This window comes from Pseudomonas sp. GW821-FHT09E04, from assembly GCF_059416185.1.
The window spans coordinates 228424-252265 of sequence record NZ_JBWKOR010000008.1; the positions used below are offsets into that span (position 1 = coordinate 228424).

Consider the following 23842-nt stretch of genomic DNA (forward strand, 5'->3'; position numbering starts at 1 on the left):
AGCATGCTGGAAAACGCATTTGTGCGGGCTGATTTGAGTCAGGGTTTTGCGAGGATAAACCCGCTTGATGGCTTGAGGCCTCTGATGGGTCGACGGGTTCACAGGTGAGGCCTAAAATGGCCAATCAAATTTTGGGATTGAACGCGCATGCTTCCTGAATGCCAGTTGTTCGGCACCCTGGGGTGCCATCTGTGTGAAGTCGCTGAAGCCGAGCTGATGCCGTTTGTCGAGCATGGCCTGCTGGTGGAACTGGTGGACATTGCTGACGATGAGTCCTGGTTCGAGGCCTACAGCCTGCGGATTCCTGTGCTGCGCCGGGTCGATACCGGGGCGGAGCTGGGGTGGCCGTTCAGCGCCGATCAGGTTGTGGCATTCCTGCGTTAGCCTTTTCCCTCGACGTTGTTCCGACCTGGCCATTCATCGCGACGGTCATCGATCCTTGGCACTCTCGGGTTTATTCGGTTACTGTATGTTCATACAGTAATTGAGTGGGCTCGTCGTGCTGTGTCCTTTTGGGGCATCAGGCAGGGCAGCCAGGACGTCAGAGGGATGAACCGTGGTCAATGTCGAACAGTTGAAAAGCAGCGTGAACCGGATGTCGGTTGACGTGGTGCGCGAAGCCGTCCACGAATTGCGCCTGGACGGTCTGGTCACGGAAGGCAAGACGCCGTTCAACAAGCTGCATTTCAATACCTGTTTTGCCGAGATCGAGGCGTTGTTCCAGCGCGCCGGATATCACAAGCAACTGGATGTGGTGGGTTATCAGGGCTTGTTGTACGCCTTGTACGATCCGGGCCGCTGGGAGGCCGTCGATGTATTGCGCTGGCTGAAGGAATTCACTGAGGCGGCGGCCCTCAAATCGATTCCCGCCTGATTCTGCGCTAGGTCTGCTGCTCTCTGTGTTGGATAATGCCGCTCTGCTTTAAGGGTTCGAGTTCTTCGTATGTCCAGCACATCTACATTTTCCGCCGCACAGAATCAGGCCAGCACGCTTTATCTGCCTCCCGGCGACTGGCGGACAGTGTTCGATTGTCTGTGTGATCACTTCAGTGCCATCGGACGCGATCAATGGCTGGACCGGATTGCCCGAGGCCGGGTGCTGGATGGTGAAGGCCAGCCGATTGCGCTGGACTTGCCGTACAAGGAAGGCCTGCGCATCCATTACTTTCGCGAAGTGCCGGATGAAAAGCCGATTCCGGTGGTCGAGTCGATTCTCTACGCGGACGAACATCTGGTCGTCGCAGACAAACCTCATTTCCTCCCGGTGACACCGGCAGGGGAGTACGTGGAGCAAACGCTGCTGCGCCGGTTGATTCGCCGACTGGACAATCCGCACCTGGTGCCGCTGCACCGGATTGACCGGCACACCGCCGGGTTGGTGATTTTTTCGGCCAATCCGCAGACGCGCTCGGCGTATCAGTCATTGTTCCCGACACGGCAAATCGAAAAACGCTACGAAGCCATCGCTGCTGCATTGCCGGAGCTGGATTTTCCATTGGTGCACAAGAGCCGCATGGTCGATGGCGAGCCGTTTTTCCGTATGCAGGAAGGCCCAGGTGTCAGCAACACCGAAACGGCAGTGGAAGTGCGGGAAAAGAACGGTGACCTCTGGCGCTACGGCCTGTATCCGGTGACCGGCAAGAAACACCAGTTGCGGGTGCATATGACGTCGCTGGGCGCCAGCATCTGTAACGATCCGTTCTATCCCGAGGTGCTGAAGGACGTTGAGGATGATTACGCCAAACCGCTCAAGCTTCTGGCGCAGGGTTTGCGGTTCATCGATCCGGTCACGGGTCAGGCGCGTGAATTTGAAAGCCGGATCACGCTGGACTGGTGATCCATAGCGCAATCCACTTTCAACCGCCCACGAAAAAGCCCGCAAAATGCGGGCTTTTTTGTATCTGGCGTCGCTTACAGCTCTTTAACGGTGCGAACCTGATCTTTGTTGATGCGAGTCTGCTTGCCGTCCAGTTGTTCGAATTCGTAGAAGCCCGAATCCTTGTCGTATTTAGGCGAGTCGACGGCCTGGATTTCGCGACCGTCATTCAAGGTGATCACAGTTGGCGAAGCGCAACCGGCGAGGGTGGCCAGGCCCAGTGCGAGCATGAAAGTGGCGAGAGTCCGTTGAGTCATGTGTTTGTCTCCGAAGGGAATTCTTTTGGTTACTGAGCTTGTAGACGTATACAAGGCGTGAGAGTTCCTTGAACGCGGTCAGTCTGACACAGTGTTATGAGAGCTTAACAGTTCCGGGGTATTGAGATTGGCCAGCCGTGGGTCGTTGTCCGGGCAAATCAGGGCCTGGGCGCCAAGGCTGCGCATGAGCCGGCCAGGGCTGCGCTCCCCCTCGTGCCAAGCCTCTTCGAATGCGGGCAGAAGCGCCACGGGAATCACGCAAAGCAGCGGTTCCCAGTGCTCGTCGTGACGCAGCATCAGAGGATTTTCAGGGTGCAGGCTGGCGGTCTCGCGCATGCTCTGCAACAAGGGAAGGTCGATTCGCGGTACGTCGCATGGCAACACCAGCAGATGCGTATGGCGGGCGGCTCGCAAACCTGCACGAATACCGGCCAATGGCCCGGGAAAATCTTCCTCGTCATCCGAGACCAATTGATCGGCAAAGGGTGCATAGCGTTCGCGATTGCGGTTGCAGGAAATGATCAGGTCGTCGGTCAGCGGACGAACCTTGCGCTGCAAATGAGCGATCAGTGGTTCCCCGTGCCATTCGATCAGCCCCTTGTCCTGACCGCCCATGCGCTGGCCTCGTCCACCGGCCAGCAACAGGACGGAACAGGGCGGCAATCGGGTATTGGAAGTCATGGCAACTCTCCGCAGGTTCGGCGAAAAAATGGGGCGCTGTGATATAACACCGGGCTGTTTCTCCTACAACTGGATGAGCCTATGAAAGCCAAGGCTGATGTACCTTTCGCACCGCTCAATATCGCGGTACTGACGGTCAGCGACACCCGCACTCTGGAAACCGATACCTCCGGCCAGGTCTTCGTCGACCGTTTGACGGCTGCCGGCCACAACCTGGCGGAGCGGGTATTGCTCAAAGATGACCTGTACAAAATCCGTGCGCAAGTCGCCCACTGGATTGCCGAAGACGTCGTGCAAGTGGTGCTGATCACCGGGGGCACTGGCTTCACCGGGCGCGACAGTACACCCGAAGCCGTTGGGTGCCTGCTGGACAAGCAAGTCGATGGTTTTGGTGAGCTGTTCCGCCAGATCTCGGTTGCCGACATCGGCACCTCCACTGTGCAGTCCCGTGCCCTGGCAGGGTTGGCCAACGGTACGCTGGTCTGCTGTCTGCCGGGTTCGACCAACGCGGTACGTACCGGTTGGGATGGCATCCTGGCTGAACAACTGGATTCGCGGCACCGCCCGTGCAATTTCGTCCCTCATCTGAAACAGGCGGCTTCCTGTGAATCCCGCGGGTAAGCCTGGCAAGACCGGCAGCCTGATGCCGGTCGAGGTGGCCCTGGCGCGTCTGCTGGACATGGCTGACGCCTCGCGGATTGTCGAATCCGAATATCTGCCACTGGCGCAGGTCGAGGGGCGGGTGTTGGCGCAGGATCTGGTTTCGACACTGGATCTGCCGCCATGGCCCAACAGTGCCATGGACGGTTATGCCTTGAGCCTGGCTGACTGGACCGGTGAGCCGATGCCGGTCAGCCAGAAGATTTTTGCCGGCCAGTCGCCTGAACCGCTGGAGCCGGGCACCTGCGCCCGCATCTTTACGGGCGCACCCGTTCCGCCGGGCGCCGATTGCGTCGAGATGCAGGAAAACGCGGTGATCGAGGCTGACGAACGAGTGCGGTTCATCGAGACCATGGTGTCCGGACAGAACATCCGCCCGCAGGGGCAGGAAACCACCGTGGGCGAGTTGATCCTGTCCGCGGGAACCCGGCTCGGTCCGATCGAGCAAGGGCTGGCCGCGTCTTTGGGCTGCGCCGGTCTTGACGTGGTCCGCAAGATCCGCGTGGCAGTGCTGTCCACCGGCGATGAGTTGGTCGAACCGGGAACGGCACTGGGCCCGGGACAGATTTACAACAGCAACCGGGTGGTGCTGTGCAGCTGGCTGCAGCGTTTGGGCTGTGAAGTGCTGGATGCCGGTATTCTTCCGGATGACTTGCCCACCACCCGCGCACGTCTTGGGGAGCTCAAAGAGGCCGACCTGATACTGTCGACCGGTGGCGTATCGGTTGGTGAAGCGGATTTTCTCGGTGTTGCACTGAGGGAAGAGGGTGAGCTGACACTGTGGAAGCTGGCGATCAAACCCGGGAAGCCTTTGACTGTTGGTCATTTCCGTGGTGTTCCGGTCATCGGCCTGCCCGGCAACCCGGCGTCGACCCTGGTGACGTTTGCCTTGTTGACCAAGCCCTATCTGCTGCGTCGTCAGGGTGTGCAGGATGTCGAGCCACTCAAGTTTCCAGTCCCGGCTGGATTTGTCTGGCCCCAGGCCGGCAATCGGCGTGAATTCCTGCGGGGGCGCCTGGAACAGGGACAGGCAACGATCTACCGAAACCAGAGCTCGGGCGTTCTGCGTAGCGCCGCCTGGGCTGATGGATTGGTGGAGGTGCAGGAGGGGCGCACCCTGACCCAGGGAGATATGGTGCCTTTCATTCCCCTGAGTGAACTTCTCGGCTGATCATTGAAATGCAGGCTCGTGTGGGCCTGCATTTCAGTCCGTCAGCGGCTGATCAGTGCAACGAGCTGATCGAAGCGACTATTGGCAACCCAGCCCAACAATCCAAGAACCACCGCTGTGGCACCTGCGGAGTAGGCGAGACGGTGCTTGATGGCTTTGACGTCTCCTCTTACTTCGTCCATGTCACGGCGGATGTATTTGAGGTGGGTTTCCAGCTCGGTGACACGAGGTTCCATAACGGTTTCTCCAGTGTTTTTGGCACAGCTGTTGAATTCGGCCCTTTGACTGGCACGACTGTCGGAGAGGGGAGCAACCGGGCCCAATGGCATTCTTGCTTCATGGCTGTGCATGCAAATTCCCGCCTGCTGCCATGAGTTTCTGCCGGCAGAAACGGCTACTCGAATGATCGAAAGTCCTGATGATGTATTGACTCATTACCTGCACATCCTTGTGTGATCGGGTTGAAGATTGTTGCCACCGACACACGGTGTACCAATGGCCAGGACGGGTCAATTGAGCCGATTCCTTACATTCCGTACGAAAAAATACCGCCTTGTAGGACGCGTGAAAGGGGGGCGCTGGAAATACTTGGGATTGCGGCGGCTCTTTTGCGTGCCGTGGGGGTCAAGATGTCCCGAACCGATTCAATTCCGGGAGTGACCAAAATGAGTGAACGCAGGGCATTGTTGATTCTACATGGCAAGCAGGCACTCAACGAAGCGGTTCGCGCCGCGGTTGAACGCAAACGCGGACAGGGCTGGGAATTGGCTGTGCGCCTGACCTGGGAAGCCGGCGATGCCCAGCGTCTGGTCGAAGAAGCGCTGGCTGCCGGATTCGGGCAAATCATTGCTGGCGGTGGCGATGGTACCTTGCGCGATATCGCCGAGGCCCTGGCGGCTCACCCGGGCAAGGCCAGTCTGGTGTTGTTGCCACTGGGAACCGCCAACGACTTTTCCCGCGCGGCCGGTGTTCCTCTGGAACCGGATGAGGCACTCGAATTGCTTGATGCGCCTGCCTGTGACATCGATCTGGGGGAGGTGGGCGGGCAGATATTCCTGAACATGGCCACGGGCGGCTTTGGCAGTCAGGTCACCGCCAATACCTCGGAAGATCTGAAAAAGGTGCTGGGGGGCGCGGCCTATCTGTTTACGGGCCTGTCGCGATTCAGTGAGTTGCACGCCGCCTATGGCGAATTGCAGGGGCCGGATTTCCATTGGCGCGGTGAGCTGCTCGCGCTGGGTATCGGCAATGGCCGCCAGGCGGGTGGAGGGCATGTATTGTGCCCAGAGGCACTGGCCGATGACGGCCTGCTGGATATCAGTATCCTGCCGGCACCTCAGGAGCTGGTCGGCACGCTGAAAACCCTGCTCAGCGACGGGTTCGGCATCGACAACATGTTTGTGCGCACGCGTTTGCCGTGGGTCGAAATCAAGGTGGCCGAAGGGCTCTGCATCAATCTTGATGGCGAGCCCCTGGAGGGAGACAGTCTGCGGTTTGCGGCGCGTCCGGCGGCACTGCGTGTGCATTTGCCGGAGAACTCGCCGCTGTTGGGCAGGACGCGGTGTTTCAGTCGTCCAGACTGATGATCTGTTCCCGCACGGCAAACAGCACCAGCCCGGCCACATCGTAGATCTGCAGGCGTTTCATGATCTGCGAGCGGTGGGTTTCCACGGTCTTGATGCTCAGGCCCAGACCATTGGCGATCTCGCGGGTGGACTTGCCGCGCACGATCAGGCGCAGGATTTCCAGCTGGCGCGCTGTCAGGTTATGTGAGTCGGCGACTTCCGGTTGCAGCTTCTGATTGCGGGTCAGTGCCTGATTGATCACCGTGTGGGCGATGGCCGGGCTCAGGTAGCGCTCGTTGTTGCGCAGGGCTTCCAGCGCGTGTTCGAGCTCGGTCGCCGTGGTGTCCTTGAGCAAGTAACCGTGAGCGCCGGATTCCAGTGCCTGCATGATCAGTGCAGGATCGGTGTGCATCGAGAGGATCAGCACTTTGCTGTGCGGACGAACCCGTCTGAGCCGTTGCAACGCTTCGAGGCCGCCGGTTTCTTTCATGGAAATATCCAGCAAGACGATATCGGGGTTCAGTTGCTCGACCATCTCAAGCAACTGCGAGCCGTCATTGGCCTCGCCGATTACCGCATAACCGGGAATATCCAGCACCAGAGCGCGCACGCCGGCTCTGATCAGCGAGTGGTCATCCACCAGAAGTAAGTTACAAGTCAACGCATAACCTTATTCGTACTGGCCCGCTCGAGTGCACGGGGCGCCCAGGGGAATAGTGCTTCGATTTGAGTGCCTTTGCCCGGTTCGCTCGTCACGCTCAGGGTGCCGCCCAGTTGCTCGATCCGTTCGGCCATCCCGGCCATGCCTCGTTGTCCTTCACGACCCGGATTGGCGGCCGGGGCAAAGCCCAGACCGTCATCGCTGATCAGCAGGGTCAAGCCTTGGGGAAGGCGTTGCACGCGGATCAGCAGGTTCTTGGCCTGCGCATGACGCAGGATGTTGGTCACGGCTTCCTGGGTGATGCGGAAGGCGGCGACTGCCATTTCCTCAGGGATGCCGTTCAAACGCTGCTGACAGTCCAGGCTCCAGTGCACCGAGGTGTTGGTCAGTGTCTTGAGCAGATGAGCGCGCAAACTGGCTTCCAGCCCCAGGCTGGTCAGTTGCCGTGGATTGAGAATGGCCGAAACATCGCGAACTTTGTTGAGGGTTTCCTCAAGGGTGTCGCAGAGTGCCGAACACTGTTCCTGCAAGTCGTCCGGCAGCCGTCGTTTGAGCCATTCGCTTTGCAGTTTGGCGGCGGTCAGCAACTGACCGATATCATCGTGCAGTTCACGACTGAGACGGTGACGTTCGTTTTCCTGGACTTCGAGCAATCGGTCGGCCAGTTCCTGAGGCTGGAACTTGATCGATTTGCGCGACAGGCGATGCTGGGTAAAGACGCAAGCGGCGGCTGCCAGATTGATCAGCAGCAGGCCAAACGACAGCGGCGCGGACAAACCATAAGTCAGCAGACTGCCCACTGCCGCGCCAATGCAAAGCGTGAGCGTGAACCTGCGCGCGTTTTCTCGGGAGGGTGGCCATGTGGCGATTGACTTGAGGCTGGCGTACATAGCGGATGGAGCCAATGGATGTTCGCTGCGGGCAGACCGGTCAGAGTGGCTGGCGGTCTCTGTCTGAAAATCTGTGGTTCAGGTTGTTGGTTTCAATACGGTTCAGTGATCGATAATTGACTGTCAACTTCGGAGCAGACCGATCATTGAAGTCACTGTGCCATTAAGTGAAAGCAACTAACGCGCGGCATAATACCACTTAACATACCGTTGGTCGCGTTCGCCCTATATGTCCAAAGAGTCAGGAAATACACCATGTTGGACGCGAGTTCCATAATGGAAAAAGTTGAATTATTGGAATCGATAATTATCGATGAAACCTGAAGTTTTCATTTTTCATACACAGGTAAACCCTGACTTCAGCGCTGGGCAGTCTGCATGTTGACGCGTAATTATTTATTTGAGGATGTCGCTGGCAGGCATGAGTTATTCAATTGCGACATTCGATGGCTCGAACTAACGGGCTGCAATGGGCCCGGCGTGCACTCGATTACGCTTGCCGCTCCGAATAGGACACGAGAGACAAGGGCTTGGCACTGAGCGGCGGTTGAAACTGGCTCTGACCCACCTGGAAGGCGAACGCTTCGATGAGGGACGTCTGCTCGCTTTCGTCCAGGCTCAACTGGCCGGTGCTCTGGTCGACCAGTTCAAGTTGCCAGGCCATCAAGGTGAAGCAATCTTTCAGGGCGTCGAGCGCCTGGGCATGCAGGTCGACATGATCCTGCGTCTGAGTGAGCAGGCCATGCAGGTGCAGACAGAACTCGGACACGGCCACCAATGCAAGGGCATCGGCCTTGTTCGCCAGTTTGAGCAGGGTGCTGAGCATGCAGTCGATGGCGTCCTTGTCATTGCTGATCAGTTGCAAATGACTCAGGCACTCTTCGGACTTGGCCAGGAGCGTTTCAGCCTCGACAAGAAATTCGGGGAAGCGCTGCGCCCACTCTTTACGGTCGTTCGGCATGCTTATCTCCACAACGTCATGTCTGATGAGCGAATGTCGTGTGTGTCGACGATCATGAACCGTCGTGAGATCGCGCCCTGCAGTGCCGAGGAGGCTTGTGCCGGGGGTTTCGAGAGGATGGGGTTCCACTGACCTGCGATCGCACACAAAAGCCTGACTCCGTTCATGCAATGAGAATGGCGTCACATTAATGGCTATTGGATATTGCGAACATCAGGTTGGGCCTGATTGTTACTAGGGGAATCCCTTAGACACGGGAACCTACCGCGCAAACCGAGGTCGCGCCGCAGAGAATGTAGCAGATGAAATCACGGGGCCAGTAAAGCATGATGTTAATGTGACATCAATGCCTTCTCATGGCATTTTGTAGGTGATTTGTATGGGGATCAAGATTGGCCGGAATCAGCCGATAACCCCCTTTAGTGAATTCACCAGAACAAGCCCAGGAGTCATTGATGGCCGGCATTCTCGATACGGTAGACCAACGCACGCAACTGGTGGGTGAGAATCGCCTGGAAATTCTCATGTTCCGGCTGGCCGGGCGCCAATTGTTCGCGATCAACGTGTTCAAGGTTCAGGAAGTCCTGCAACTGCCGAAGCTGACCCTGATGCCTCAGCGTCACCCGTTTGTCTGCGGTGTGGTCAACCTGCGCGGCCAGACCCTGCCGGTAATCGACCTGTCCCAGGCGATCGGCATGCGTCCGCTGGTGCCGGGCCCCAACAGCACGATCATCGTCACCGAGTACAACCGCTCGGTGCAGGCTTTCCTCGTCGGCGGTGTGGATCGCATCGTCAACATGAACTGGGAAGCCATCCTGCCACCGCCGACCAGCGCCGGCCGCCAGCACTACCTGACCGCCATCAGCAAAGTCGACGATCAACTGGTGGAAATCATCGACGTCGAGAAAGTCCTCGCCGAGATCGTGCCGTATAACGCCAAGGTCTCCCGCGACAAACTCGACGATCCGGTCCTGGAGCGCGCCCGTGGCCGCGAAGTGCTGCTGGTGGACGACTCCAATGTTGCACTGTCGCAGTTGCGCGACACCCTCGGCCAGCTGGGCGTGAAGATGCACATCGCCAGCGACGGTCTGAAAGCCTTGAACATGCTCAAGGCCTGGGCCGACACTGGGGTCAACATGACCGACAAGTTGCTGATGATCTTCACCGACGCGGAAATGCCGGAAATGGACGGCTATCGCCTGACCACCGAAATCCGCAACGACCCGCGTCTGCGTGGCCTGTACGTGGTGCTGCATACCTCACTGTCCGGCAGCTTCAACGACTCGATGGTGAAGAAGGTCGGCTGCGACAACTTCCTCTCCAAGTTCCAGCCGGACAAACTGGTCGATGTGGTGCGCCAGCGTCTGATGCTCGACGAAGTACCGGCCTGATCACAAAGCGGTTGCAGTGGAAGCGAGCAAGTTCGCTTCCTCATTCTCTGGCCTTTGATTCGGCGACCCAGCTCGTATAGGGTGGCGTTTTTCACCCATCAGGGAGCTGGCCATGCTGCGTCTGAGCGCGCTTTATCGTTACCCGTTGAAATCCGGCAAGGGCGAGGTTCTGCAAGGGATCGGCCTGGACAAACTGGGGCTTGAGGGCGATCGACGCTGGATGCTAGTGGACGAGGCCAGCGGGCGTTTCCTGACTCAACGTGCCGAAGCGAAGATGAGCCAGTTGTCGGCGCTGTGGAATGCCGACGGTGGCCTGACCCTCGATGCGCCGGGGCATTCGGCGATTGATATCGCGTTGCCCGGCAACGAAGCCGAACTGCGCGGCGTGACCATCTGGCGCGACACCCTGCGCGTGCCGGATGCCGGCGAAGAAGCGGCCCGCTGGGTCAGCGAATTCATCGGCAAACCGACGCGACTGGTGCAAGTGCCGCTGGATCGCGCCCGCACGACTGCGGCCGGGTACGGCAACGATGACGACCAGGTGGCGTTCGCCGACGGTTTCCCGCTACTGCTGATTGGTGAGGCGTCGCTGCAACATCTGTCGCAGGAAGTCGGGCGTCCGTTGGAAATGCTGCGGTTCCGGCCGAATCTGGTGATCGAAGGCAGCGAGGCGTATGCCGAGGATGGCTGGAAGCGCATCCGCATCGGTGATGTCGAGTTCCGCGTGGTCAAGTCCTGCTCGCGGTGCATTCTCACCACCATCGACCCGAAAACCGGTGAGCGCAGCACAGACCGCGAACCGCTGGCGACTCTGCAGAAGACCCGCGCCCAGGCCGACGGTGCGATGTTCGGTCAGAACCTGGTCAATGACAGCAACGGTCGACTCGAAGTCGGCATGCCGGTGGAAATCCTCGAGTAATCTGCCCCGAAACGAAAAATGCCCGTGTCCAAGGACACGGGCATTTTTTATTGCCGCAGGAAACCGGGGTTTCAGCCGCGGTATTCGCACAGGTAAGCGGTGTCGACGGCCACTTTCAGCTGGAACTTGCTGTTGGCTGGCACGTTGAACTGGCTGCCTGCAGCGAAGGTTTCCCAGTCACTGCTGTCCGGCAGTTTGACGGTCAGTGCGCCGGACACCACGTGCATGATTTCACGCTGGCTGGTGCCGAATTCGTATTCGCCCGGGGCCATGACGCCGATGGTCGCAGGACCTTCAGCTGTGCCAAAGGCGATCGACTTGACGGTGCCGTCGAAGTACTCGTTGACTTTAAACATGGGCGATTCCTCTCGAAAAGGGCTTAAAAGGGTCAAAAAGGTCGGCCAGTATGCACAAGGCTCAGGGCGCCGTCACCTGCGCTAGAGCGGCAGCACCAGCGGTAATAATCGGGCGGTATTACGCGCATCTTCCAGTGCTCGATGCTGCTGACCGGTGAACTGCATGCCCGCCAGTTGCAGGGCGCCATTGAGTCCCAGAGGCCGTTCGAGGCGTCGGGCCTTGGCAAAGCGTTGTTTGAGGTTCATGTGCGGCACGCGGCTAAGGGCGCTGTCGAGTTGCAGGCGCTGCCATTCCTGAAGCAATTGCTTGCGGTCGTAATCGCCCCAGCTGGCCCAGCCTTCAAGGCGTGTCTGGTGCTGACCGAGCCAGCGCTCGAACGCCGGCCAGACGTCGGTCAGCGGTTGCGCCGCGTCGATGTTGGCCTGAGTGATATGCGTGAGCTCACGACAGAACGGCGTCAGCAGTGGCCGACGCATCGGTTTGACGAAGCGTTGAAAGTGATCCTGCTCGCGACCGGCACGGTCCACCAGGGTGGCGCCAATCTCGATGATCTCCATTTCCGTAACCGGCCAGCCACCTTCATCGGTGGTGGCTTCCAGATCAATGACCAGCCAATGGGGCATCGCAGGGTTCCTGATTTCCGCGTCCTGATTATTCAGAGCGTAGTCAAACCTTGCGGATGCGCGCGGCGACTACTCGACCTGCAACAGAACCTGACGATTTTTGACCTGATCGCCGACCTTGACCTGCACCCGCTTGAGCACGCCATCGATGCCGGCCTTGAGCGGGTGCTCCATTTTCATCGCTTCCAGCACCACCAGCAACTGGCCTTTGCTGACCGGGCTGCCTTCGCTGACAAGCACGTCGATGATTGCGCCATCCATCGGGGCTTTCAAGGTGCCGGTGCTGACGCTGGTCTGACTGTCGATCACGGCATGAGTTCGATCCACCAGGCGCAGGCTGCCGGGACGGGTGAACAGCCAGAGCTGGTCGTCGTGCAGGCGATAGGCGTGGCGCCGGCGCAGGCCTTCGATTTCGAGGGATATCGAGCGTTCGTTGTATTCGATGAGCTTCAGTTCGAAGGCACGTTCAGCCACCTGAACCCGAACGATGCCGTCCGGGGCAGCGAGCAACTGCACGCTCCACGTCTGGTCGTCGAGACCGAGTTGATAGTGCAATGGCACCCCGGCATTGTTGCGCCAACCGGCCAAGGGTGAACGATGCGCCCCGGCGCAGGATTGATAAAACAGCAACGCCGCCACCGCAAGTTCTTCGGCACTCGGTGTATGCGGGTGCAGGCATGGATGGTCGGCGAAGTGTTGCGGGATAAACCCGGTGCTGAATTCACCACTGATGAACTGCGGATGCTGCAACAGACTGGCGAGCAGTCGCTGATTGCTCTGCACGCCGAGCAACACGCTGTCCTGCACTGCGCACAACAGTTTGCGCCGGGCCTCTTCGCGGGTCGCGCCGTGGGCGATCAGTTTGCCGAGCATCGGGTCGTAGAACGGTGAGATCGACTGACCTTCGATCAGTCCGTGATCAACCCGCGCCCCCCGATCCAGTGCCGGCGCCCAGGCTTCGACTCGTCCGGTCTGCGGAAGAAATCCCTGGGCTGGATCCTCGGCGTAGAGACGCACTTCCATGGCGTGCCCATCGAGTTTCACCTGCGCTTGCGTCAGCGGCAGCGGACGGCCCTCGGCAACCAAAAGTTGCCACGCCACCAGGTCCAGCCCGGTGATCAACTCGGTTACCGGATGCTCGACCTGCAGCCGGGTGTTCATTTCCAGAAAGTAGAACTGGCCTCGGGCGTCGAGGAGAAACTCCACGGTGCCGGCGCCCACGTAGTTCACCGCACGTCCGGCCTTGAGCGCCGCTTCGCCCATCGCCTGACGCAGTTCTTCGGTCATTACCGGGCACGGTGCTTCTTCGATGACTTTCTGATGGCGACGCTGGATCGAACAATCGCGCTCGCCGAGGTAGATCAGGTTGCCGTGGTGATCGCCGAACAACTGCACTTCGACGTGGCGCGGTTCGATCAACGCCTGTTCGAGGATCAGTTCGTCGCTGCCGAAACCGTTCAAGGCTTCGGAGCGGGCGGTGCGCAATTGCGCCGCCAGCTCCTCGACGTGATGCACCAGGCGCATGCCGCGTCCGCCACCGCCGGCGCTGGCCTTGATCATCAGCGGATAACCGATGCGTTCGGCTTCGCGTGTCAGGGTCGCGTCGTCCTGCTCGGCGCCTTGATAGCCGGCGATGCACGGCACCCCAGCAGCGAGCATGGCAATTTTCGACTGGCGTTTGCTGCCCATCAGTTCGATGGCTTCGACGCTGGGGCCAATGAAGGTCAGGCCGGCCTGTTCGCAGGCTCGGGCGAACCCGGCGTTTTCCGAAAGGAAGCCATAACCGGGATGGATCGCGTCGGCACCGCTGCGCCGGGCGGCGTCGAGGATGGCCGGGATGTTCAGGTAGGACTGTTGCACTGGCGCCGGGCCGATGTTCACGGCCTCGTCCGCCATTTGGACATGCAGCGCATCGGCGTCGGCGTCGCTGAACACCGCGACGGTGCGATAGCCGAGGGCCTGGGCAGTGTGCTGGATGCGGCAGGCGATTTCACCGCGGTTGGCGATCAGGATTTTGTGGAGGGCGGGCATGGTGGTTTTTCCTGAATGTAGGCGGTGGATTGGAGGGCCTTATCGCGAGCTCGCTCCCACACGGTCAGGTGCTCCATCCGGGTTTGCGTTTTTGCACGAACGCCATCGTGCCTTCGATGCCTTCGGCACCGGTCACGGCTTCGCTGAACCACTGCGCCGCTTCATCCAGCAATTCACTCGACGGCTGGCCGGCGCTGGCCAGCAGTAATTTCTTGGTAGCGGCATTCGCTTCGGGGGCGCAGCACAGGACATGTTGCAGCACTTCATCCAGCCGTTCGGCCAGTGCCTGGGGATCCTGCTCGACAAAATGCACCAGCCCCAGGCGCCGCGCCTGATGGCCGTCAAAACGCGCGGCGGTCAGGGCCAGGCGGCGGGCTTCAGTGAGGCCGATGCGCTGCACCACAAACGGCGCGATCTGCGCCGGCAACAGGCCGAGGCTGGTTTCCGGCAGACCGAATTGCGCCTGATGATCGGCCATCGCGATATCGCTTACGCACGCCAACCCGAAACCGCCCCCGAGCACCGCGCCCTGCAACACGGTGATCAGCACTTGCGGCGCGTGCTGCGCTTCTTCCAGCAACGACCCGAAAGTGCGGTTCAACTCGCGATAGGCATCGCTGCCCTGAGCGCGGGCGTTGGTCATGTCCTTGATGTCGCCACCGGCACAGAAATGCCCGCCGGCACCGCTGAGCACCAGCGCGCGAACGCTGCGGTCATCGCGCACGGCGGCCAGCACTGCGCGCAGTTCGGCGACCATTTGCAGGCTCATGGCGTTGCGGCTTTCCGGGCGATTGAGGGTGATGTGCAGCACGCCGTTATGCGGCTCCAGCAACAGCGTCTGGCAATCGGGCAGGGTGCTCATTTCTTTTTCCCCGGCAGGATGCCCATCAGTTTGCAGATGATTCCCAGCATGATTTCGTCGGCACCGCCGCCAATCGACACCAGCCGCACGTCGCGGTAGGCGCGGGCCACCGGGTTGTCCCACATGAAGCCCATGCCGCCCCAATATTGCAGGCAGCTGTCGCTGACTTCGCGACCGAGACGCCCGGCCTTGAGCTTGGCCATCGAAGCCAGTCGGGTGACGTCCTGGCCTTTCACGTATTGCTCGGTGGCCTGATAGACCAGCGCCCGCAGGCATTCGATTTCGGTCTGCAATTCGGCGAGACGGAAGTGGATCACCTGATTGTCGATCAGCGCATTGCCGAAGGTTTTGCGTTCCTTGCAGTACTCGATGGTGCTGTCGACACAGTATTCCAGGCCCTTGATCATGTTGGCCGCACCGAACAGGCGTTCCTCCTGGAATTGCAGCATCTGCATCATGAACCCGGCGCCTTCATGGCCGATGCGATTGCGCTGGGGCACCCGCACGTTGTCGAAAAACACCTGGGCGGTTTCCGAGCTGCGCATGCCGAGCTTGTCCAGGTGCGAACTGAGGCTGATGCCCGGTGTGTTCATCGGGACCATGATCAGCGACTTGTTGACGTGCGGCTTGTCGTCCGAGGTGTTGGCCAGCAGGCAGATGAAGTCGGCGCTCGGCGAGTTGGTGATCCACATCTTGCTGCCGTTGATCACGTAGTCGTCGCCGTCCTTGCGCGCGGTGGTCTTGAGCCCGGCGACGTCGGAGCCGGCGCCGACTTCCGAGACGCCGATGCAGCCGACCTGCTCGCCGGTGATGGCCGGGCGCAGGAATTCGTCGCGCAATTCATCGGAGCCGAAGCGGGCGAGGGCCGGGGTGCACATGTCGGTCTGCACGCCGATCGACATCGGAATGCCGCCGCAATGGATGGTGCCGAACTCTTCGGCAGCGACGATCGAATAGCTGTAATCCAGGCCCATGCCGCCGAATTTTTCCGGCTTGGAAATCCCCAGCAGGCCGAGGTCGCCGGCCTTGCGGAAAATCTCGTGGATCGGAAAGCGCCCGGCCTTTTCCCATTCATCGACGTGCGGGTTGATCTCGTGTTCGACGAATTGGCGGACGGTGCGGCGCAGGGCTTCGTGTTCCGGGGTGAAGATCATTTTTATTGTTCTCCTTGAGTCCGTGGCAATCAGAACCGGCTGACGCCGAAGCTGTTGGGGGCCAGCGTGCGCACGGCGGCTTCGTGGCAGATGTCCAGCAGGTAGCCGAGCAGGGTGCGGGTGTCGCGTGGATCGATCAGCCCGTCGTCCCACAGGTTGGCGCTGCCGTAGAGGGCGGTGGACTGGCTGTCGAGTTTCTGCGCCGTGACCTGTTCCAGCATGTCGAGCATCTTCGGGTCGGGCACCAGACCGTCCTTCAACTGCTTGGCTTCGGTGACGATGCGCAGCACTTTGCCGGCCTGGGCGCCACCCATCACCGCGGTGCGGCTGTTGGGCCAGGCGAAGATGAAGCGCGGATCGAGCCCGCGTCCGCACATCGCATAGTTGCCCGCGCCATAGGAGCCGCCGACTACGATGGTCAGTTTCGGTACCCGCGCATTGGCCACGGCCTGGATCAATTTGGAGCCGTGCTTGATCACGCCGTGCTGTTCCGATTCGGTGCCGACCATGAACCCGGTGGTGTTGTGGAAAAACAGCAGCGGTGTCTGACTTTGGTCGCACAGCTGAATGAACTGCGCCGCTTTGCTCGCGCCGTTGGGCGTGATCGGGCCGTTGTTGCCGATGAAGCCACAAGCGCGGCCCTGAATTTTCAGGTGGCCGCAAACGGTCTGCTGATCGAACTCGCCCTTGAACTCCAGGAAGCGCGATTCATCGGCGATCCGCGCAATGATTTCACGCACGTCGTAGGGTTTTTTCGGGTCGTCCGGGATCAGGCCCAGCAGTTCGTCGATGGGGTACAACGGTTCTTTGAATTGCGGTTCGGGCAGCCACGGAAGCTGCTCGTTCCAGTTCAACAGACTGACGATTTCCCGCACCTGGCGCACGCCGTCGGCATCGTTCTCGGCCAAATATTCGGCTGTTCCGGCGACTTGCGCGTGCATCTCGGCGCCGCCCAGTTCTTCGTCGGTGGCCACTTCACCAGTCGCTGCCTTGAGCAAGGGTGGGCCTGCGAGAAACAGCTTGGCCTTGCCGCGTACCACCACCACGTAATCCGACAGCCCTGGCTGATATGCACCGCCGGCCGTGGCCGAGCCATGCACCACGGTGATCTGCGGCAGCCCCATCGCCGACATGCGCGCCTGATTGGCAAAGCTGCGTGCACCTTCGACAAAAATTTCCGCCGCGTAGTTGAGGTTGGCGCCACCGCTTTCGGCGAGGGTGATCACCGGCAGTTTGTTTTCCTGGGCGATCTGTTGCAGGCGCAGGGATTTTTTCAGACCCGACGGGGAAATCGTCCCGCCCTTGATCGCGCTGTTGTTCGCCACCACCAGCGCCCGCACGCCGGAAACGTAGCCAATGCCCGCAATCAAACCGCCACCGGCCGAGCTGCCGTCCTTGTCGTCGTGCAGTTTGTAGCCGGCCAGGCTCGCCAGTTCGAGGAATGGCGCGCCAGGGTCTAGCAGCAGGTTCAGGCGTTCGCGGGGCAGCAGTTGCCCGCGCTTGTCGAATTTCGGTTTGGCTTCGGCGGCCTTGTTCAGCAGGTTCTGTTCGAGCTGCTGGACTTGCTCGATGGCCGCGAGCATGGCGGTGCGGTTGCGCGCAAAGGCTTCGCTGTGCGGGTCAAGCTGGGACTGGATCTGCGGCATGGCTTACTCCTTGTCCTTCAAGACATCCGGCATGTAGGCCCGGTGGAAGCCGTTGAAGGATTCGCTGTGGGCCGCCTTGTGCAACGGCCATGCGCGACTGCCCAGGCTGGCAGCGCCGTCGATGCGCAAGGTGCTGCCGCTTATGAACGCGGCAGCCGGGCTGAGCAGAAACACGATCGCCGCGCTGACCTCGGATTCGGTGCCGATGCGCTTGAGCGGCACGTGTTCGCGCAAGGTCGGGATCACCGCCTTGAACGCGCCTTCATAGGTGTCCATGCCGCTGGAGGCGATCCAGCCCGGCGCCACTGCGTTAACCCGAACGCCGGCATAACCCCATTCGAATGCCGCGGTCTTGGTGAAGTTGTCCATACCCGAACGGGCAGCGCCGGAGTGGCCCATGCCGGGCATGCCGCCCCACATGTCGGCGAGCATGTTGACGATGCTGCCGCCGTGCTTGCTCATCGATTGATTGAACACTTCCCGAGCCATCAGGAAACCGCCGACCAGATTGGTGCGCAGCACGGTTTCGAAGCCTTTCTGATTGATCGAGGCCAAGGGCGACGGGTACTGGCCGCCGGCATTGTTGACCAGTCCGTGGATCGGCCCGTGTTCGCGGATCAGTTCGCCGACCAGCGTCTTCACGGCTTCTTCGTCACGAATGTCGCAGGCCTTCCAGTGCGCCCGGCCACCGTCCTCGGCGATTTCGGCAGCAACGGCTTGCAGCTTTTCCGGCTTGCGTCCGACCAGCACCACGGTAGCCCCGAGCGCGGCCAGTTCATGGGCGGTGCATCGCCCGATGCCGCTGCCGCCACCGGTGACGATCACGGTCTGGCCGCTGAACAGGTCAGCCCGGAAAATCGATTCGTATGCCATGGACAATCCTCTAGTCGAACTGCTCGGCGATGCTCTGCGGCACCGGGATCTGGATTTCCAGCAATTGTTGGGCGAACGCTTTGCCTTGCGGGTCGATGCGCAGGCTTGCCACGCCACCGCCGCCGAGGGCGTTTTCCAGCAGGAAATTCAGGCTGTGAGTACCCGGCAGATACCAGCGTTCGACCCGGCCGTGAATCGGGTCGAGGACATGGCTCATCCAGTCGACGACCACGGCCGGGGTCAGCGCTTCGGCGATCCACGGCAGGTATTCCGGCCGGCGTGGCATCACGCCGATGTTGCTGTGATTGCCCTTGTCGCCGGAGCGCGCCACCGCCAGTTTCACCAACGCTACGCTGGCGTCGGCGCGGCCATGGGGTTTGGGCGTTTCGTGGGGCAGGGGCAAATCCTCGCTGTCGAGGGTGGCCGAGGCGGGCAGGGCAAACGGGTGGCGCTCTCCGGCGATGTCGATCTGCAAGCTGCAGGCGCTTTTGTCAATCAGGAACGAGAACAGCCGGATCAGCGGATACACCGTCGGCCGCCCGCCGACGATGCCGGTCAGCCCCGGCGCCATGCCGGTGGCGGCCTGGGCGATTTCCCGGGAGAACAGGATCAAGGCCTGTTTGTTCGGGTGGCGCACGGCGAGTTTGATCACCACTTCGCGGCTGTCCCGACGCTGGCCGTGAGGGCCGTAGGTGGCTTCGCTACCAAGCAGCTCGATATGGGTTTCGCTGTAGGGGCCCCAGCCGCGTTGCTCGAGCATTTCAGAAGTCTTGTCGATGATCGCCTGACTGACGCGTCGGGCTTTTTCCACCGCATCGATGCCGGCGATCAGACAACTGGCGGTGCAGCGGAAACCGTCCGGGTACGTCGCACTGACCTTGTATTTGTCGCTGGGCGGCAAGCCTCTGGCGCCGTGGACGCGAACTGCGTTTTTGCCTTGCTGCTGAAGCTTGACCTGACTGAAGTCGCAGACCACATCGGGCAACAGATAGGCCTGTGGATCGCCGATTTCGTAAAGCATCTGTTCGCCGACGGTCAGCGGCGTGACCAGTCCGCCGGAGCCTTCGGGTTTGCTGACGATGAACTGGCCGTCGGTGCTGACCTCGACGATCGGAAAACCGATGTGTTCGTAATCGGGTACGTCGCGCCAATCGGTGAAGTTGCCGCCGGTGCACTGTGCGCCACATTCGATGATGTGCCCGGCCAAGGCTGCTTGCGCGAGTTTCTCGTAGTCGTGCCACGACCAGCCGAATTCATGCACCAGTGCGGCGCTGACCACTGCACTGTCGACCACGCGGCCGGTGATGACGATGTCGGCGCCCAGACGCAACGCTTCGACGATACCCGGTGCGCCGAGGTAGGCGTTGGTCGAAACACACATCGGCGGCAGCGGGGCGCCGCTGAACATTTCCGTGATGCCTTGGGTGGCGAGCTGTTTGAAGTGCGGTTGCAGGTCATCACCCAACAGCACGGCGATTTTCAGCGATACGCCGGCCTTGTCGCAGGCCGCTTGCAGCGCGGCGGCACAGGCCTGGGGATTGACCCCGCCGGCATTGCTGATGACGCGAATCTTCTGTTCGGCCAGTTGCGGCAGCAGGGGCGCCAGGACTTCGATGAAATCGCCGGCAAACCCTGCCTGCGGGTCCTTCATGCGGGCGCCGGCCATGATCGACATGGTGATCTCGGCTAGGTAGTCGAACACCAGATAATCCAGCTGTCCCGCGGCCACGAGCTGCGCGGCGGCGGTCGAGGTATCTCCCCAGAATGCGCTGGCGCATCCGATGCGGACGGTGGTGGGCATTTTCATCTCCGACTCAGCAACCTGTGACAGAAGTGCATCGAGGCTACCAAGCAAGCGCTTGGTTTGTAAACAGGCTGGATTATCTTCTGCCCAAGCGCTTGCTTGGTCGCGGCCGGCGGCTTAAATTGCCCGCGCAACCCTGCGGTTTCAGGGCGGCAGACGACTGAACGACTGTAGGAGAGAACGGGTGGACGAGCAAAAAGCCCTGAAGGTCATGCGCGAACTGGTCGATGAAGGCCGGTTGACCGACCCGGACAGCGCTCGCGGCAAACTGCTGCAAGTGGCGGCCCACCTGTTTCGCAACAAAGGCTACGAACGCACCACCGTGCGCGACCTGGCCGGCGCTGTGGGCATTCAGTCAGGCAGCATCTTTCATCACTTCAAGAGCAAGGACGAAATCCTGCGCGCGGTGATGGAAGAAACCATCCGCTACAACACGGCGCTGATGCGTGCAGCCCTGGCCGAAGCGGCCGATGTGCGCGAGCGGGTGCTGGCGCTGATCCGCTGCGAATTGCAGTCGATCATGGGCGGCAGCGGCGAAGCGATGGCGGTGCTGGTGTATGAGTGGCGCTCGCTGTCCGAAGACGGTCAGGCCAAGGTGCTGGCGCTGCGTGACATTTACGAGGACATCTGGCTGCAAGTGCTGGGCGAGGCCAAGGAAGCGGGGTTCATCCGCGGCGATGTGTTCATTACCCGACGTTTTCTCACGGGCGCATTGTCCTGGACCACCACCTGGTTCCGCGCCGGCGGCAGTTTGAGCCTCGATCAACTGGCCGAAGAAGCGCTGATCCTGGTGCTCGAAGAACGCTGATTACTTTCTATCGGCCCGGGAAACTGGCTAACTGGGCGAAACCGCCTAGCTTGAATGCATGGAACGGTACTTTTTCGGGGAGTGGGGTGTTTTGAAGTCTTCGTCAAATCGGACGGCCGCCGGGCTGATGCTCGCAGCGCTGGCTGCATCCTGGGTTTTGCCTGCTGAGGCGGTGCAAGTGGTTCGGGTGGGGGCGGCGCATTTCCCGCCTTACACCATTCGCCCGGAAAACGGTGCCGACACCGGGCTGCTGCCGGAGCTGGTCGCTGCATTGAACAGCTCGCAGAGCGACTACCGTTTCGAGCTTGTCCCCACCTCGATTCCGCGACGGTTCGGCGATTTCAAGGAGGGCCGCACGGACATGGCGATCTTCGAGAATCCGGACTGGGGCTGGAAAGACATTCCCCATACCACGGTCGACATGGGACTGGAGGACGCGGAGATTTTCGTCGCGGAAAACGAACCCGGTCGCCAGCAGAATTACTTCGCTGATCTCAAGGGCAAACGCCTGGCGTTGTACAGCGGCTATCACTACGAGTTCGCCAACTTCAATGCCGACCCCAAATACCTCGCGGAAACCTACAACGCCACGCTGACCTATTCCCACGACAGCAACCTGTTGATGGTGCTGCGCGGTCGGGCGGACATTGCCCTGGTCACTCGCTCGTATCTGTTCGATTACCTGCTGCGCAACGACAAGGTGCGTGACGAATTGCTGGTGTCGCAACGCATCGACCAGATCTATCACCATTACGCCATTCTCAGCCCGAAAGCGCCGATTACCGGCGAGGCGTTCGGCAAGTTGCTGCAAGGGCTGCGCGACAGCGGGCAGATGCTGAAGATCTTCGATCCGTACAAGATTGCCGTGGTGCCGGTGCCTCACCCATGACGGGCGGTTTTTCGCGTCCGGCCTAAATTTCCCGCCCCGGCTCACGTCCCATCGTTGAACTGTCGACGATTATCGTGAGCCCGACCCATGTCCAATCTGAATGACCTGACTGCCCTGGCCTTGCCTTCGGGCAGTCAACTGATAGCCGATGCCACCGAAAGCCGTCTGAGCCTCAGCCTGGACGGGCAGCCGCTGATTCGCCTGCGCCTCGATCGTGAAGGCCAGGGGCCGATCCAGATCGATGAACGCTATGCGCTGCCGCCAGGCCAGGCGCTGTGGGCGGCCTGCTATTGGCTGTTTGCCCGGGATCCGGCGCGTCAGCAATTGATCTGGCAACTGGATCAGCCGCCGACCGAAGCCTTGCTCAGCGGTTTGCTGGTGAGCACTGAAGTGGCGGGCGAATATCGCTGCGAGCGCACGCTGTTCTGGCAACTGCCGCAACCGTGGCTGGGGGCTTCGCTGACCGGCAGTTATCCGCAGCAGATGGTCATCAGCAACGGCAAGCGTCATCCGCTGCGGCCGGTGAAACCGCGTGGTGAGGTTTATCGGCGTTTCGATGCACGTCTCGGTGCGTGGATTTCCCTGCGAACGGTAGAAATCGAGCAGGATCTTGCGCGTTTCAACCGTTGGCAGAACAGCCCGCGAGTCGCCAGTTTCTGGCAGGAAGAGGGCAGCCTCGAACAGCATCGCGAGTACCTGAGCAAACTCGACGCCGATCCGCACACCCTGACCCTGATCGGTTGTTTCGACGACCAGCCGTTTGCCTATTTCGAAGCCTACTGGGCCAAGGAAGATCGCATCGCGCCGTTCTACGATGCCGATAACTACGATCGCGGGATTCACATGCTGGTCGGGGAAGAAAACCATCGCGGCCCGCACAAGGTGGCGAGTTGGCTGTCGGCGCTGGTGCATTACCTGTTTCTGGATGATCCGCGTACTCAGCGCGTCGTCGCCGAGCCGCGTGCCGACAATGCGAAGATGATCGGCCACATGCAAAACCAGTGCTTCCACTGCGAAAAGGAATTCGACTTCCCGCACAAGCGCGCGGCGTTGATGATCCTGGGGCGTGAGCGGTTTTTTGATCGCTGCAAACTGGCGTGACGCCTCGCTGAAACAAAAAAAGATCGCAGCCCTTCAGCGAAGGCTGCGATCTTTTTTTTGGCGGTGTGCTGTCAGCGACGGTTCGCAGTCACGGCATCTGCACGACTGCCCGACACCTTGCGGCAGTGCACCAGCGCATCACGAATCATGAAGTTGACCAGGGTCGGCGAAACGCCGAGTTCCTTGGCAATGTCCTTTTGCGGCACGCCATGCAGACGGTACATCTCGAAGGCGTAGCGGGTGCGGACCGGCAGCTCGGTCAGCGCATCGGCAATGTGTTCCAGGGTCGAGAAGTTGATGTGTGAGGTTTCCGGCGAGGCGCCCTGAATGACCACGTTCAACCCTTCCTCCTCGGGGCCGGCGTACTTCTGCTCCAGCGCCTGTTTGCGGTAGTGATCGATGGCCAGATTGCGCACGATCTGGAACAGATAACTCAGTTGGGCCTTGATCGACGACGTGATCGGCGGCGCCGATTGCAGTCGGAAGAACGCATCCTGCACCACATCTTCGGCGCGTGAACGGCAGCCGGTAATGCGGGCTGCAATCTTGACCAGAATCAGTCGATTGTCGACGAATGCCTGAAGTAGCGGTGAATCGCACCTGCTTGTGGATACTTGTTCCGTCATGGAAATCACCTTGCTGCCAATAGGTTAGTGGGACGC

The 23842-nt window shown here is 60.5% G+C and carries 26 protein-coding genes; 11 read left to right on the forward strand and 15 right to left on the reverse strand.

The window, feature by feature from the left end:
* The first annotated feature begins 147 nt into the window (after positions 1-147).
* The 3 genes from AC07N4_RS26645 (at position 148) to AC07N4_RS26655 (ending at position 1837) form a co-directional block, all read left to right on the forward strand.
* Positions 148-384 (forward strand): glutaredoxin family protein, encoded by a 237-nt coding sequence (locus AC07N4_RS26645; RefSeq protein ID WP_007955734.1) that lies wholly within the window; start codon positions 148-150, stop codon positions 382-384.
* Positions 385-556: 172 nt separating this feature from the next.
* Positions 557-874 carry a transcriptional regulator gene (locus AC07N4_RS26650; RefSeq protein ID WP_085730606.1) on the forward strand — a complete coding sequence of 106 codons (318 nt, stop codon included), beginning with the start codon at positions 557-559 and terminating at the stop codon, positions 872-874.
* Between the two features lie 69 nt (positions 875-943).
* The gene (locus AC07N4_RS26655; RefSeq protein WP_102620435.1) at positions 944-1837 is read left to right on the forward strand and encodes a pseudouridine synthase; all 894 of its coding nucleotides are present in this window, start codon (positions 944-946) and stop codon (positions 1835-1837) included.
* A 74-nt stretch (positions 1838-1911) separates the two neighbouring features.
* Here AC07N4_RS26655 and AC07N4_RS26660 read toward each other — a convergent pair whose 3' ends face one another.
* Positions 1912-2133, reverse strand: a complete 222-nt coding sequence (locus AC07N4_RS26660; protein WP_085710733.1) for a YgdI/YgdR family lipoprotein — start codon at positions 2131-2133, stop codon at positions 1912-1914.
* 78 nt (positions 2134-2211) lie between these two features.
* A complete protein-coding gene (gene mobA / locus AC07N4_RS26665; protein WP_493066398.1) occupies positions 2212-2814 on the reverse strand; it encodes a molybdenum cofactor guanylyltransferase MobA in 603 nt (200 codons plus the stop codon).
* An 81-nt stretch (positions 2815-2895) separates the two neighbouring features.
* On the opposite strand from mobA, the gene moaB reads away from it, so the two are divergent.
* Positions 2896-3435, forward strand: a complete 540-nt coding sequence (moaB, locus tag AC07N4_RS26670; protein WP_493066399.1) for a molybdenum cofactor biosynthesis protein B — start codon at positions 2896-2898, stop codon at positions 3433-3435.
* Complete coding sequence (locus AC07N4_RS26675; RefSeq protein ID WP_493066400.1) at positions 3419-4645, forward strand: molybdopterin molybdotransferase MoeA; 1227 nt, start codon at positions 3419-3421, stop codon at positions 4643-4645. The genes moaB and AC07N4_RS26675 overlap by 17 nt, the downstream gene beginning before the upstream one ends.
* 41 nt (positions 4646-4686) lie before the next feature.
* On the opposite strand, the gene AC07N4_RS26680 is transcribed toward AC07N4_RS26675, so the two are convergent.
* Complete coding sequence (locus tag AC07N4_RS26680) at positions 4687-4995, reverse strand: hypothetical protein (protein ID WP_173861321.1); 309 nt, start codon at positions 4993-4995, stop codon at positions 4687-4689.
* Positions 4996-5310: 315 nt separating this feature from the next.
* On the opposite strand from AC07N4_RS26680, the gene yegS reads away from it, so the two are divergent.
* On the forward strand, positions 5311-6228 hold the full coding sequence (gene yegS, locus AC07N4_RS26685) for a lipid kinase YegS (RefSeq protein WP_096821097.1): 918 nt from the start codon (positions 5311-5313) through the stop codon (positions 6226-6228).
* Here the strand turns inward: yegS and AC07N4_RS26690 are convergent.
* From AC07N4_RS26690 to AC07N4_RS26700, 3 genes are all read right to left on the reverse strand, one after another.
* A complete protein-coding gene (locus AC07N4_RS26690; RefSeq protein ID WP_096821098.1) occupies positions 6212-6871 on the reverse strand; it encodes a response regulator in 660 nt (219 codons plus the stop codon). The genes yegS and AC07N4_RS26690 overlap by 17 nt on opposite strands.
* Positions 6868-7761: a sensor histidine kinase gene (locus AC07N4_RS26695; RefSeq protein WP_096821099.1), complete on the reverse strand. Its 894-nt coding sequence runs from the start codon at positions 7759-7761 to the stop codon at positions 6868-6870. The genes AC07N4_RS26690 and AC07N4_RS26695 overlap by 4 nt, the downstream gene beginning before the upstream one ends.
* A gap of 490 nt (positions 7762-8251) precedes the next feature.
* The gene (locus AC07N4_RS26700; RefSeq protein WP_096821100.1) at positions 8252-8722 is read right to left on the reverse strand and encodes a hypothetical protein; all 471 of its coding nucleotides are present in this window, start codon (positions 8720-8722) and stop codon (positions 8252-8254) included.
* A 455-nt stretch (positions 8723-9177) separates the two neighbouring features.
* On the opposite strand from AC07N4_RS26700, the gene AC07N4_RS26705 reads away from it, so the two are divergent.
* Complete coding sequence (locus AC07N4_RS26705) at positions 9178-10113, forward strand: chemotaxis protein CheV (protein ID WP_034155209.1); 936 nt, start codon at positions 9178-9180, stop codon at positions 10111-10113.
* A 112-nt stretch (positions 10114-10225) separates the two neighbouring features.
* Positions 10226-11032 carry an MOSC domain-containing protein gene (locus AC07N4_RS26710; protein ID WP_102620430.1) on the forward strand — a complete coding sequence of 269 codons (807 nt, stop codon included), beginning with the start codon at positions 10226-10228 and terminating at the stop codon, positions 11030-11032.
* Positions 11033-11103: 71 nt separating this feature from the next.
* Here AC07N4_RS26710 and ppnP read toward each other — a convergent pair whose 3' ends face one another.
* From ppnP to AC07N4_RS26750, 8 genes are all read right to left on the reverse strand, one after another.
* A complete protein-coding gene (gene ppnP, locus AC07N4_RS26715; protein ID WP_007940055.1) occupies positions 11104-11388 on the reverse strand; it encodes a pyrimidine/purine nucleoside phosphorylase in 285 nt (94 codons plus the stop codon).
* Between the two features lie 81 nt (positions 11389-11469).
* On the reverse strand, positions 11470-12012 hold the full coding sequence (locus AC07N4_RS26720) for a 3'-5' exonuclease (protein ID WP_192558620.1): 543 nt from the start codon (positions 12010-12012) through the stop codon (positions 11470-11472).
* A gap of 69 nt (positions 12013-12081) precedes the next feature.
* Positions 12082-14043 carry an acetyl/propionyl/methylcrotonyl-CoA carboxylase subunit alpha gene (locus tag AC07N4_RS26725; RefSeq protein WP_493066401.1) on the reverse strand — a complete coding sequence of 654 codons (1962 nt, stop codon included), beginning with the start codon at positions 14041-14043 and terminating at the stop codon, positions 12082-12084.
* A 64-nt stretch (positions 14044-14107) separates the two neighbouring features.
* Positions 14108-14905, reverse strand: a complete 798-nt coding sequence (locus AC07N4_RS26730) for an enoyl-CoA hydratase/isomerase family protein (protein ID WP_096821104.1) — start codon at positions 14903-14905, stop codon at positions 14108-14110.
* Positions 14902-16059 carry a citronellyl-CoA dehydrogenase gene (gene atuD / locus AC07N4_RS26735; protein WP_085710720.1) on the reverse strand — a complete coding sequence of 386 codons (1158 nt, stop codon included), beginning with the start codon at positions 16057-16059 and terminating at the stop codon, positions 14902-14904. The genes AC07N4_RS26730 and atuD overlap by 4 nt, the downstream gene beginning before the upstream one ends.
* A gap of 29 nt (positions 16060-16088) precedes the next feature.
* Positions 16089-17705, reverse strand: coding sequence for a geranyl-CoA carboxylase subunit beta (atuC, locus tag AC07N4_RS26740; RefSeq protein WP_493066402.1), 1617 nt, complete (start codon positions 17703-17705; stop codon positions 16089-16091).
* A 3-nt stretch (positions 17706-17708) separates the two neighbouring features.
* Positions 17709-18578 (reverse strand): SDR family oxidoreductase, encoded by an 870-nt coding sequence (locus AC07N4_RS26745; RefSeq protein WP_493066403.1) that lies wholly within the window; start codon positions 18576-18578, stop codon positions 17709-17711.
* Positions 18579-18588: 10 nt separating this feature from the next.
* Positions 18589-20379 carry an acyclic terpene utilization AtuA family protein gene (locus AC07N4_RS26750; protein ID WP_493066404.1) on the reverse strand — a complete coding sequence of 597 codons (1791 nt, stop codon included), beginning with the start codon at positions 20377-20379 and terminating at the stop codon, positions 18589-18591.
* A gap of 187 nt (positions 20380-20566) precedes the next feature.
* Between AC07N4_RS26750 and AC07N4_RS26755 the strand changes: the two genes are divergently transcribed.
* From AC07N4_RS26755 to AC07N4_RS26765, 3 genes are all read left to right on the forward strand, one after another.
* Positions 20567-21190 (forward strand): TetR/AcrR family transcriptional regulator, encoded by a 624-nt coding sequence (locus tag AC07N4_RS26755; RefSeq protein ID WP_096821109.1) that lies wholly within the window; start codon positions 20567-20569, stop codon positions 21188-21190.
* 91 nt (positions 21191-21281) lie between these two features.
* A complete protein-coding gene (locus AC07N4_RS26760; protein WP_096821110.1) occupies positions 21282-22079 on the forward strand; it encodes a substrate-binding periplasmic protein in 798 nt (265 codons plus the stop codon).
* 87 nt (positions 22080-22166) lie between these two features.
* On the forward strand, positions 22167-23180 hold the full coding sequence (locus tag AC07N4_RS26765; protein ID WP_493066405.1) for a GNAT family N-acetyltransferase: 1014 nt from the start codon (positions 22167-22169) through the stop codon (positions 23178-23180).
* Between the two features lie 71 nt (positions 23181-23251).
* Here the strand turns inward: AC07N4_RS26765 and AC07N4_RS26770 are convergent, their stop codons facing one another.
* Positions 23252-23806, reverse strand: coding sequence for an RNA polymerase factor sigma-70 (locus tag AC07N4_RS26770; RefSeq protein WP_096821112.1), 555 nt, complete (start codon positions 23804-23806; stop codon positions 23252-23254).
* Between the last annotated feature and the right edge of the window lie 36 nt (positions 23807-23842).

What these genes read in the sequence shown, in the direction of transcription:
- atuC (WP_493066402.1), bottom strand. Translation starts at nt 17,705, where the DNA reads ATGCCGCAGATCCAGTCCCAGCTTGACCCGCACAGCGAAGCCTTTGCG.
- moaB (WP_493066399.1), top strand. Translation starts at nt 2,896, where the DNA reads ATGAAAGCCAAGGCTGATGTACCTTTCGCACCGCTCAATATCGCGGTA.
- yegS (WP_096821097.1), top strand. Translation starts at nt 5,311, where the DNA reads ATGAGTGAACGCAGGGCATTGTTGATTCTACATGGCAAGCAGGCACTC.
- AC07N4_RS26750 (WP_493066404.1), bottom strand. Translation starts at nt 20,379, where the DNA reads ATGCCCACCACCGTCCGCATCGGATGCGCCAGCGCATTCTGGGGAGAT.
- AC07N4_RS26725 (WP_493066401.1), bottom strand. Translation starts at nt 14,043, where the DNA reads ATGCCCGCCCTCCACAAAATCCTGATCGCCAACCGCGGTGAAATCGCC.
- AC07N4_RS26705 (WP_034155209.1), top strand. Translation starts at nt 9,178, where the DNA reads ATGGCCGGCATTCTCGATACGGTAGACCAACGCACGCAACTGGTGGGT.
- AC07N4_RS26710 (WP_102620430.1), top strand. Translation starts at nt 10,226, where the DNA reads ATGCTGCGTCTGAGCGCGCTTTATCGTTACCCGTTGAAATCCGGCAAG.
- AC07N4_RS26695 (WP_096821099.1), bottom strand. Translation starts at nt 7,761, where the DNA reads ATGTACGCCAGCCTCAAGTCAATCGCCACATGGCCACCCTCCCGAGAA.
- AC07N4_RS26700 (WP_096821100.1), bottom strand. Translation starts at nt 8,722, where the DNA reads ATGCCGAACGACCGTAAAGAGTGGGCGCAGCGCTTCCCCGAATTTCTT.
- AC07N4_RS26720 (WP_192558620.1), bottom strand. Translation starts at nt 12,012, where the DNA reads ATGCCCCATTGGCTGGTCATTGATCTGGAAGCCACCACCGATGAAGGT.
- AC07N4_RS26655 (WP_102620435.1), top strand. Translation starts at nt 944, where the DNA reads ATGTCCAGCACATCTACATTTTCCGCCGCACAGAATCAGGCCAGCACG.
- AC07N4_RS26770 (WP_096821112.1), bottom strand. Translation starts at nt 23,806, where the DNA reads ATGACGGAACAAGTATCCACAAGCAGGTGCGATTCACCGCTACTTCAG.
- atuD (WP_085710720.1), bottom strand. Translation starts at nt 16,059, where the DNA reads ATGATCTTCACCCCGGAACACGAAGCCCTGCGCCGCACCGTCCGCCAA.
- AC07N4_RS26680 (WP_173861321.1), bottom strand. Translation starts at nt 4,995, where the DNA reads ATGCACAGCCATGAAGCAAGAATGCCATTGGGCCCGGTTGCTCCCCTC.
- mobA (WP_493066398.1), bottom strand. Translation starts at nt 2,814, where the DNA reads ATGACTTCCAATACCCGATTGCCGCCCTGTTCCGTCCTGTTGCTGGCC.
- ppnP (WP_007940055.1), bottom strand. Translation starts at nt 11,388, where the DNA reads ATGTTTAAAGTCAACGAGTACTTCGACGGCACCGTCAAGTCGATCGCC.
- AC07N4_RS26645 (WP_007955734.1), top strand. Translation starts at nt 148, where the DNA reads ATGCTTCCTGAATGCCAGTTGTTCGGCACCCTGGGGTGCCATCTGTGT.
- AC07N4_RS26745 (WP_493066403.1), bottom strand. Translation starts at nt 18,578, where the DNA reads ATGGCATACGAATCGATTTTCCGGGCTGACCTGTTCAGCGGCCAGACC.
- AC07N4_RS26660 (WP_085710733.1), bottom strand. Translation starts at nt 2,133, where the DNA reads ATGACTCAACGGACTCTCGCCACTTTCATGCTCGCACTGGGCCTGGCC.
- AC07N4_RS26765 (WP_493066405.1), top strand. Translation starts at nt 22,167, where the DNA reads ATGTCCAATCTGAATGACCTGACTGCCCTGGCCTTGCCTTCGGGCAGT.
- AC07N4_RS26730 (WP_096821104.1), bottom strand. Translation starts at nt 14,905, where the DNA reads ATGAGCACCCTGCCCGATTGCCAGACGCTGTTGCTGGAGCCGCATAAC.